At 70.2% G+C, this 9,572-nt stretch carries 8 protein-coding genes; 7 read left to right on the forward strand and 1 reads right to left on the reverse strand.

Annotated elements, in window-relative coordinates; genetic code table 11:
- Positions 1 to 124: 124 nt before the first annotated feature.
- Positions 125 to 889, reverse strand: coding sequence for an SDR family oxidoreductase (locus ACWF7A_RS30410; protein ID WP_452253931.1), 765 nt, complete (start codon positions 887 to 889; stop codon positions 125 to 127).
- Between the two features lie 146 nt (positions 890 to 1,035).
- Here ACWF7A_RS30410 and ACWF7A_RS30415 point away from each other — a divergent pair, with 146 nt between their 5' ends.
- From ACWF7A_RS30415 to ACWF7A_RS30445, 7 genes are all read left to right on the forward strand, one after another.
- Complete coding sequence (locus ACWF7A_RS30415; protein WP_191296374.1) at positions 1,036 to 2,664, forward strand: ABC-F family ATP-binding cassette domain-containing protein; 1,629 nt, start codon at positions 1,036 to 1,038, stop codon at positions 2,662 to 2,664.
- 174 nt (positions 2,665 to 2,838) lie between these two features.
- Complete coding sequence (locus ACWF7A_RS30420; protein ID WP_030473247.1) at positions 2,839 to 3,048, forward strand: helix-turn-helix domain-containing protein; 210 nt, start codon at positions 2,839 to 2,841, stop codon at positions 3,046 to 3,048.
- Positions 3,049 to 3,107: 59 nt separating this feature from the next.
- On the forward strand, positions 3,108 to 3,920 hold the full coding sequence (locus ACWF7A_RS30425) for an enoyl-CoA hydratase/isomerase family protein (protein WP_452253932.1): 813 nt from the start codon (positions 3,108 to 3,110) through the stop codon (positions 3,918 to 3,920).
- A 93-nt stretch (positions 3,921 to 4,013) separates the two neighbouring features.
- The gene (locus ACWF7A_RS30430; RefSeq protein ID WP_452253933.1) at positions 4,014 to 5,900 is read left to right on the forward strand and encodes an ABC transporter ATP-binding protein; all 1,887 of its coding nucleotides are present in this window, start codon (positions 4,014 to 4,016) and stop codon (positions 5,898 to 5,900) included.
- A 278-nt stretch (positions 5,901 to 6,178) separates the two neighbouring features.
- Entirely contained in the window at positions 6,179 to 7,774 is a 1,596-nt protein-coding gene (locus ACWF7A_RS30435; protein WP_452253934.1) for an FAD-binding oxidoreductase, read from the forward strand.
- 76 nt (positions 7,775 to 7,850) lie between these two features.
- The gene (locus tag ACWF7A_RS30440; protein WP_452253935.1) at positions 7,851 to 9,005 is read left to right on the forward strand and encodes a sensor histidine kinase; all 1,155 of its coding nucleotides are present in this window, start codon (positions 7,851 to 7,853) and stop codon (positions 9,003 to 9,005) included.
- Entirely contained in the window at positions 9,002 to 9,514 is a 513-nt protein-coding gene (locus ACWF7A_RS30445) for a response regulator (protein ID WP_452253936.1), read from the forward strand. Before ACWF7A_RS30440 ends, ACWF7A_RS30445 begins: the two co-directional genes overlap by 4 nt.
- Positions 9,515 to 9,572: the final 58 nt, after the last annotated feature.

Below are 9,572 nucleotides of genomic sequence, written 5' to 3' on the forward strand. Positions count from 1 at the left end.
CCGAGGGACCCGGAGGCGGCACCGCCGCAACGCCCGGATACGCCCGGTATGAGGGCGTCGCGGCGGCACCGCCTCCGGGTCTCTCGCCCGCGCCTGTCACCCAACGAGACTTGCAGGACAGCGCCTAGCCGGCGGTTCCGGTGGAGAGCAGGCCTCCGTCGACGCGGACCGTCTCACCCGTGATCCACGAAGCGCCATCAGAGCAGAGGAACGCCACGAGAGAGGCGACGTCCTCGGGCGTGCCGAGACGCTTCATCGGGTACTGCTGCGCTGCTTCTTCTTCGCGGCCGACGTAGAGCGCCTCCGCGAACTTCGTCTTCACCACGGCGGGCGCGACGGCGTTCACGCGCACCTTCGGGCCGAGCTGCCACGCGAGCTCCTCGGTCAGGCGGATCAGCGCCGCCTTGGACGCACCGTACGCGCCGATGACACCCGTGGACCGGATGCCGCCGATCGACGCGACGTTCACGACCGCGCCGCCGTGCTCGCTCATCCACGCCTTCCACGCGAGCTGGACGAAGCCCAGCGTCGCCACCACGTTCACGTCGAAGATCTTCCGCACCGCGTTGAGGTCGGCGTCCATCAGGAAGCCGTACTGCGGGTTGATGCCGGTGTTGTTCACGAGCACGTCGAGGCTGCCGAACTCCTCGACCGTGCGCGTCACGGCCTCTTCCCGGGACGCGTCGTCGCCCGCGTTGCCCGCGACGGCGAGAACGCGACCACCTGTGTCGGCCTCCAGCCGCTTGGCCGCTTCGGCCAGCTGGTCGGCCTTGCGGCCCGTGATCGTGACGGAGGCGCCGCGGGAGAGGAGCTCGCGCGCGATGCCGAGGCCGATGCCGCGGGACGCGCCGGTGACCAGCGCGGCCTTGCCCGAGAAGTCTTCGCTCATAGCCGCAATCTATGCGTCCCGCCACAGGTGGGAAATTCGATGGTCGTGATCCCGTAGAATGGTTCGCGTGATCCTCCTCGAGTAGGCCGACCCGGACGTGCCATCCCTTGTCATGCCCGGCTTTTCGCAACTGCTCGGAGTTTCTCTTGATCACCGCAACTGACATGGAGTTGCGCGCGGGCTCACGCATTCTCGTGAGTGGCGCCAACCTGCGAGTTCAGCCCGGCGACCGCATCGGCCTCGTGGGCCGCAACGGTGCCGGGAAGACCACGTCCCTCCGCGTTCTCGCCGGTGAGGGCGAGCCGTACGCCGGCGCCATCATGCGCAAGGGCGCGCTCGGCTACCTCCCGCAGGACCCGCGCGAGGGCGACCTGTCCGTCATCGCCAAGGACCGCGTGCTGTCCGCGCGCGGCCTCGACCAGCTGCTCCGCGACATGGAGAAGGCCCAGTCGAAGATGTCCGAGCTGGTCGACCCCGACGAGCTCGACAAGGCCGTCACCAAGTACGGCAGGCTCGAGGAGCGCTTCTCCTCGCTCGGCGGGTACGCCGCCGAGTCCGAGGCCGCCCGCATCTGCTCGAACCTCGGTCTGCCCGACCGGGTCCTCGCGCAGCCGCTGAGCACGCTCTCGGGTGGTCAGCGCCGCCGCGTGGAGCTGGCGCGCATCCTGTTCGCCGCCTCCGAGGCCGGTGTCGGCGCGAAGTCGAGCACGATCCTGCTGATCGACGAGCCCACGAACCACCTCGACGCCGACTCGATCACGTGGCTGCGCGGCTTCCTCAAGTCGCACGACGGCGGTCTCGTCGTGATCTCGCACGACGTGGAGCTGCTCGACGACGTCGTGAACAAGGTGTGGTTCCTCGACGCGATCCGCGGCGAGGTCGACATCTACAACCTCGGCTGGAAGAAGTACCTCGAAGCCCGTGCGACGGACGAGAAGCGCCGTCGCCGTGAGCGCGCGAACGCCGAGAAGAAGGCCGGCGCGCTGATGGTGCAGGCCGCCAAGATGGGCGCGAAGGCCACGAAGGCCGTTGCGGCGCAGAACATGGCGAAGCGCGCGCAGAAGCTGCTCGACGGCCTCGACGACGTGCGCCAGAGCGACAAGGTCGCCCGGATCACCTTCCCGGCGCCCGCGTCGTGCGGCAAGACCCCTTTGATGGCAGAGGGTCTGAGCAAGTCCTACGGCTCGCTGGAGATCTTCACCGGCGTGGACCTGGCCATCGACAAGGGGTCCCGCGTCGTCGTGCTCGGCTTCAACGGCGCCGGCAAGACGACGTTGCTGCGGTTGCTCGGCGGCAGCGAGAAGATGGACGCGGGCAAGATCGTGCCCGGCCACGGCCTGAAGATCGGCTACTTCGCGCAGGAGCACGAGACGCTCGACCACGACGCCTCGGTGTGGGAGAACATCCGGCACATGGCGCCGGACGAGCAGGAGCAGAAGCTCCGGTCGTTGCTCGGCACGTTCCTGTTCACCGGCGAGCAGCTCGACCAGCCCGCGGGCACGTTGTCCGGTGGCGAGAAGACGCGGCTCGCGCTGGCCGGTCTGGTGTCGTCGGCGGCGAACGTGCTGCTGCTCGACGAGCCGACGAACAACCTGGACCCGGCCTCGCGTGAGCAGGTCCTGGACGCGTTGCGGCGCTACGAGGGCGCTGTCGTCCTGGTGACGCACGACCCCGGCGCGGTCGAGGCCCTGGAGCCGGAAAGGGTCATCCTCCTGCCCGACGGCACCGAGGACCACTGGTCCGAGGACTACCTCGACCTCGTCCAGCTGGCGTGATCTCCACGTCTCAAAGGGTTACCGAGCGCGTTCTGTGATCAACTCAGTGTGATCGAATCGACCGTTCGGCGATCTCTTTGCTTGATCACCTGGCGTTCTGCCGGTTCCTGTTCGATCATTGCGAAGACAGGGGCCGTCACACGGCCCACCTGCTCGTACGGAAGGCGGGACAAGGTGGCTGACCTGAAGAAGGGTGCCCGGATCACCGGCGCCACGCGGGACAAGCTGGCCGCTGACCTGAAGAAGAAGTACGAAAAGGGCGCGAGCATCCGGGCTTTGGCTGAGAGCACCGGGCGTTCCTACGGCTTCGTGCACCGGGTTCTGTCGGAATCCGGGGTCACGCTGCGCGGTCGCGGTGGCGCCACCCGGACGAAGAAGAAGTAGCCACAACTCAGACTGCTACTCTCCGGTAACTAGCTACTAGTTCGCCGGAGGTAACGACCATGCCAGTGCCTTCCATCGACGCTGGTGTGCTCGAGCGCGGTGGCGTTCGGCTCGCGATCTCCGGGCCGCGCGCGACCATCACGCTCGATCGTCCCGACGTGCTCAACGCGCAGACGCCCGCCACGTGGCAGGCGTTGCGGCACATCGGCGAACAGCTGGACCCGGACGTCCGCGTCGTGGTCGTCCGGGGTTCTGGCCGCGCCTTCTCGGCGGGGCTGGACCGGCGGATGTTCACCGGTGAGCCCGTCGACGGCGAACCCGGTGGTCTCGGGGCGATCCTGGCGCTGTCTCCTGACGAGGCGGACGCCCGCATCGCGTCGTACCAGGCCGGGTTCTCCTGGCTGCGCGACCCGGCACGCGTGACGATCGCCGCTGTGCACGGGCATGCCATCGGCGCGGGTTTCCAGTTGGCGCTGGCGTGCGACTTCCGCGTGCTCGCCGAGGACGCGCAGTTCTGCATGGCCGAGACCGGGCTGGGTCTGGTGCCCGACCTCGGCGGCACGCTGCCGCTCGTGCGACTCGTGGGGTACTCGCGCGCGGCCGAGATGTGCGTGACCTCCCGCCGGGTCAAGGCGGAGGAGTCGCTGCGGATCGGCCTCGCGAACTCCGTCGTGCCCGCGGACGGGCTGGACGCCGCCGTCGACGAGCTGGTGGCCGCGGTGCTCAAGCCGATGGCCGGCGCCGTGACGGAGACGCTGGCGCTGATCGCGTCGGCCGCGTCGGGTGTCGACGCGGACACGCAGCTCGCGGTCGAGCGCGCCGCCCAGCTGCGCCGGCTGCAGTCGTTCGCGGCTCTGTCCGCTCAAAGCTGAACCTTTCCGTCGCTGTAGCCGCTCGCGACGGAATTGTCAGACCGCTGTGCTGTTCTTATCAGCGTGGACGGATACAGCTCTTGGCGATTCATGATGGGGGTCACCTCGGACGCGCCTGCGAAGGTGCGCCGGGGGACCTTCCGGCGAGTGCTGGCCTTCGCCGGGCCGCACCGGGCGAAGCTGCTGGTGTTCCTGCTGCTCACGGTCGTCTCGTCGGTGCTCGCGGTGTCGACGCCGCTGCTGGCCGGGCGCGTGGTCGACGCGATCGTCAAAGGCTCCGTCCCCTCGGTGGTCGTGTGGCTCGCCGTCGCGATCGCCGCGATCGCGATCGTCGACGCCGGTCTGGGCCTGGTCGAGCGCTGGCAGTCGACGCGCATCGGTGAGGGCCTGATCTACGACCTGCGCCGCGCCGTGTTCGGCCACGTGCAGAAGATGCCGGTCGCGTTCTTCACCCGCACCCGCACCGGCGCGCTCGTCTCGCGCCTGAACAACGACGTGATCGGCGCCCAGCGCGCGTTCACCTCGACGCTGTCCGGCTTCGTCACGAACATCATCCAGCTGGTGCTGTCGCTCGGTGTCATGTTCACGCTGTCGTGGCAGGTCACGGCGCTGGCGCTGGTGCTGCTGCCGGTGTTCGTGTTACCGGCCAAGCGGATGGGCCGCCGCATGGCGGACATGCAGCGCGAGGCCTCCACGCTCAACGCCTCGATGGTCACCCAGTCGACCGAGCGCTTCTCCGCGCCCGGCGCGACGCTGGTGAAGCTCTTCGGCCGTCCGGTCCGCGAGGAGGAGGAGTTCTCCGAGAAGGCCGCGAAGGTCCGCGACATCGGCATCCGGACCGCGATGGCCACCCGCTGGTTCATGACTGGCCTGACGCTGGTCTCGGCCCTCGCGCAGGCGCTGGTCTACGGCCTGGGCGGCTACCTCGCGCTGACAGGGCACCTCGCGGCCGGCGCCGTGGTGTCGCTGGCGCTGCTGCTGACCCGCCTGTACGCCCCGCTGACGGCGCTCGCGAACGCCCGCGTCGACCTGATGACGGCGCTGGTGTCGTTCGAGCGCGTCTTCGAGGTGCTCGACCTCGACCCGATGATCAAGGAGAAGCCGGACGCCCGCGCGGTGCCCGAGGGCCCGGTGTCGGTCGAGTTCGACGACGTGCGCTTCGCCTACCCCTCCGCGGACAAGGTGTCGCTGGCCTCGCTGGAGTCCGTGGCCACTTTGGACACTCGCGGCGGTGAGGAAGTGCTGCACGGCATCAGCTTCAAGGCCGAGGCGGGCCAGCTCGTCGCGCTGGTCGGCTCGTCCGGCGCGGGCAAGTCCACCCTCGCCTCGCTCGTCCCGCGGCTCTACGACGTCGACTCCGGCGCCGTGCGCCTGTCGGGCGTCGACGTCCGAGACCTGACGTTCGACGCGCTGCGCTCGTCCGTCGGCGTGGTGACCCAGGACGGGCACCTGTTCCACGACACGATCCGGGCGAACCTGGAGTACGCCGCTCCCGGTGCCACCGACGACGACCTGTGGGACTCGCTGCGCCGGGCCCGCCTGCTGGACCTGGTGGCCTCCCTGCCCGACCAGCTGGACACGGTGGTCGGTGAACGCGGCTACCGCCTGTCCGGCGGCGAACGGCAACGCCTCACGATCGCCCGCCTGCTGCTGGCCAAGCCCCGCGTGGTGATCCTGGACGAGGCCACCGCACACCTGGACTCGGAGTCCGAGGCCGCGGTCCAGGAGGCGCTGACCGAGGCACTGCAGGGCCGGACGTCGCTGGTGATCGCCCACCGCCTCTCGACCATCCGCGCGGCCGACCAGATCCTGGTCCTGGAGCACGGCGACATCGTCGAGCGAGGCACGCACACCGAGCTCATGACGGCCGAGGGCCGCTACGCCGACCTGTACAACACGCAGTTCGCCGAGCCGCCGGTCGTCGGGGTGCTGCCGACGCCGAAGTTCAGCGAGCGGCTCGAGGTGCCGCAGACGAGCTGACGTTCCGGTGGGCGCGACCCAGCCGATCGGCTGGGTCGTCGCTCATCCCCCAAGCCGGGTGATCGGCTGATGTCGCGGGGACTTCGTTCCGCCACGGTTGTGGTCACCGAGGTGGAGGGGAGTCCCCGGCGCGTTGATGCCCCTGGGAACTCCTTCCGCCGCGGCGAACTGCCGAGGCGGAGAAGTGGCTCGGGCGGGTTGCGCGGTCGGCGATGCGACTGGCTGACGTCCCGAGGACTCCTTCCGCCACGTGGATCCCACAACGCGGAAGGACGGCAATGAGCAACTCCGGGGGCGGGCACCTGAGCCGGCGAGCGCTGATGGCGGGTGCGGGAGTCGTGGCGGCAGGCGGTCTGATCGGCCAGGGACGCGCGGCAGCGGCCGGCGGACCGGCGGGATCGGCGGCCGTGCGGATCGGGCCCGGTGACGTGCGGTACGAGAACCTGCTGCGGGGCAACAACTTCCGGTTCGCAGGCCGGCCCGACGAGATCCGGGTGGCGACGTCGGCCGACCAGGTGGTGCGCGCGGTCGACGAGGCGGTGCGGGCCGGGCGGCGGATCGCGGTGCGCAGCGGTGGCCACTGCTTCGAGAACCTCACGGCCGCGCCCGAGGTCAGGACGCTGCTCGACCTGTCGGCCCTGAACGAGGTCGGGTTCGACGAGCGCAGGCAGGCGTTCTCGGTGCAGCCCGGCGCGACGCTCGGGCAGGTGTACCGGACGTTGTGCACGGGGTGGGGCGTCACGATCCCCGGCGGCGGGTGCCCCGAGGTGGGCGCCGGTGGGCACATCGCGGGTGGTGGGTACGGGCCGCTGTCGCGGCGGTACGGGGCTGTGGTCGATCACCTGTACGGCGTCGAGGCCGTGGTGGTCGGGAAGGACGGCAAGGCCCGCGTCGTCGTTGCCACGCGGGAGGAGGACGACCCGAACCGCGAACTGTGGTGGGCGCACACCGGAGGCGGTGGCGGCAACTTCGGGGTGGTGACGAAGTACTGGCTGCGGTCGTCCGGCGGTGGGCACCTGCTGCCGCCCGTCCCCCGGAACATGGTGCAGCACGTGGTCTTCTGGGACTGGGGGCAGCTCACCGAGGAGAAGCTGAGCGGTCTGCTGCGCAACTTCGGGACGTGGCACGAGCGCCACAGCGCGCCGGGCGCGCCGGAGGCGGGCCTCTACGGGATCCTCGAGGTGAAGCACCAGGCCGGCGGGATCGTGATGCTCGCGGTGCAGGCCGACGCGGACCTGCCGGGCGTCGACACGATGATCACGGAGTTCGTGCAGGCCGTGTCCGCGGGCCTCGGCCTCACGCCGGTGTTCGACCTGCGCAGGACGATGCCGTGGCTGCACCGGATGACGTGGCCGGGCACCGGCGAACCGGGAGACGTGCTCACCAGGCGGTACAAGATCAAGGCGGCCTACCTGCGCCGGTCGTTCGCTCCGAAGCAGCTGAACGCCCTGTGGCGCAACCTCACCGCACCGGGCGGCGAGTCGGGGAGCGTGTTGCTGATCGGCTACGGCGGGCAGGCGAACGCGGTGAAGCCGCAGGACACCGCGATCGCGCAGCGAGACGTGGTGATGAAGGCGGTCTACCAGTCGATCTGGAGCGAGGAACAGCAGGACGCGGCCAACCTCGCGTGGGTGCGCGCGCTCTACCGCGACGTGTACGCGGACACGGGTGGTGTGCCGGTGCCCAACGAGGTCAACGACGGTTCGTACATCAACTACGCCGACGCCGACCTCGCCGACCCGCAGTGGAACACCTCCGGTGTGTCCGCACAGCGGCTGTACCACAAGGACAACTACCTGCGGCTGCAACGGATCAAGGCTCGCTGGGACCCGCGCAACGTCTTCACGCACGCCTTGGCCGTCGAACCTGGCTAGGTCCTAAGCCGCGACTGTCGCGGACGAGACTTGCAGGACAGGGCCTAGGCTCTGGCACACCTGGGGAGGGACGCGGATGAGCATTCCGGTGGCGCGGTGGCCGTACGTCCTGCTGGCGTTGCTGGCCGCCGCCACGACGCTCGACCAACGGCCGGTGCCCGCCGAACTGGTGCTGTGCGCGGTGGTCGCGGCCTGGCTGGCGGCGGGAATGACCGTGAAGACGGCGCACCCGTGGGTGTTCGCCGCCGGGCTGACCGTGCTGACAGGGGTGTTGGTGGTGCTCAACCCGTTGTTCGGGTTCCTGACGCCGGTCCCGTACTTCTACACCTTCCGCACGATCGCCTTTCCCTGGCAGCCGGTCGCCGTCGCGCTGGTCGCAGCCGTCGCGGGAACGGCGCAGGCGTACGGGGTCGACAAGTCCACGGTCGGTGGTGTCGCCATCTGGGTCGCCGTCATGGCCGGCAACGCCGTGCCGATGTGCGCGTACGCGTTCGTGCTGCGCCGGTCGGAGCGGCAGGAGTCGGAACGCGAGGAGGCGCTCGCCCAGGCCCGCGAGGCGAACCGCCGGCTCGCGGAGTCGTTGGCGGACAACGCCACCCTGCACGAGCAACTGGTGGTGCAGGCCCGTGAGGCCGGGGTGCGCGACGAACGCCAGCGGATGGCGCGCGAGATCCACGACACCCTCGCCCAGGGGCTGACCGGCATCATCAGCCAGCTCCGGGCGGCCGACGAGTCGACCTGGCAGCGGCACGTCAATGCCGCGGCCGAGCTCGCGAGGGAGAGCCTCAACGAGACGAGGCGGTCCGTCTCGGCTCTGCGTCCCGAACCGCTGCGGACCGCACGGCTGCAGGAGGCGCTCACCAGCGTCGCCGAGAAGTGGTCGGCGCTGCACGACATCCCGGCCAGGGTCGTCACCACGGGGCAGGCGCGCCCGCTCGCGCACGAGGCCGAGTTCGCGTTGCTCCGTGCGGCGCAGGAGGCGTTGGCGAACGTGGCGCGGCACGCGCGGGCGGCCAGGGTCGGCGTCACGTTGTCGTACCTGGAGAACGAGGTGGCGCTGGACGTGTGGGACGACGGACGCGGGTTCGACCACGCACGGCAGCGGGACGGGTTCGGGCTCGAGGCGATGCGGCAGCGGATCGAAGGGCTGGCGGGCACCGTGCAGATCGAGTCCGAACCCGGTGCGGGCACTGGAGTGTCGGCCCGCGTGCCCGTGGAGGCGAGAGCGTGATCAAGGTGCTGGTCGTCGACGACCACCCCGTCGTCCGGGACGGGCTCACGAGCCTGTTCGCCCAGGACCCCGGCTTCGAGGTGGTCGGGGAGGCGGGCGACGGCGCCGAGGCGGTGCGGCTCGCGAGGACCCTCGCACCCGACGTCGTGCTGATGGACCTGCGCATGCCGGGCACGGACGGCATCGCGGCGACCAGGGAGCTGGCCGGCACGGCGCACGTGCTGGTGCTGACCACCTACGACAACGACAGCGACGTGGTAGCGGCGATCGAGGCGGGCGCCACCGGCTACCTGCTCAAGGACGCTCCGCGTGACGAGCTCGTGCGCGCGGTCGGGGCCACGGCTCGGGGCAAGGCCGTGCTCGCCCCGGCCGCGGCGGCGTTGCTGATGAAACGGGTGCGCGGTGCCGCGGTGGAGGTGCTCAGCCCGCGTGAGCTGGAGGTGCTGCGGTTGGGGGGCCGGGGGGGGGCGCACCCCCAAGGGGGGCACGGGCGCTTAACGGTCGGATAAAAAAAAAAGAACCGGGCGACGCGAGGGGGGGGGTTGATATAGGTGGTGGCCGGAGAAA

The organism is Lentzea sp. NPDC055074 (assembly GCF_053608005.1).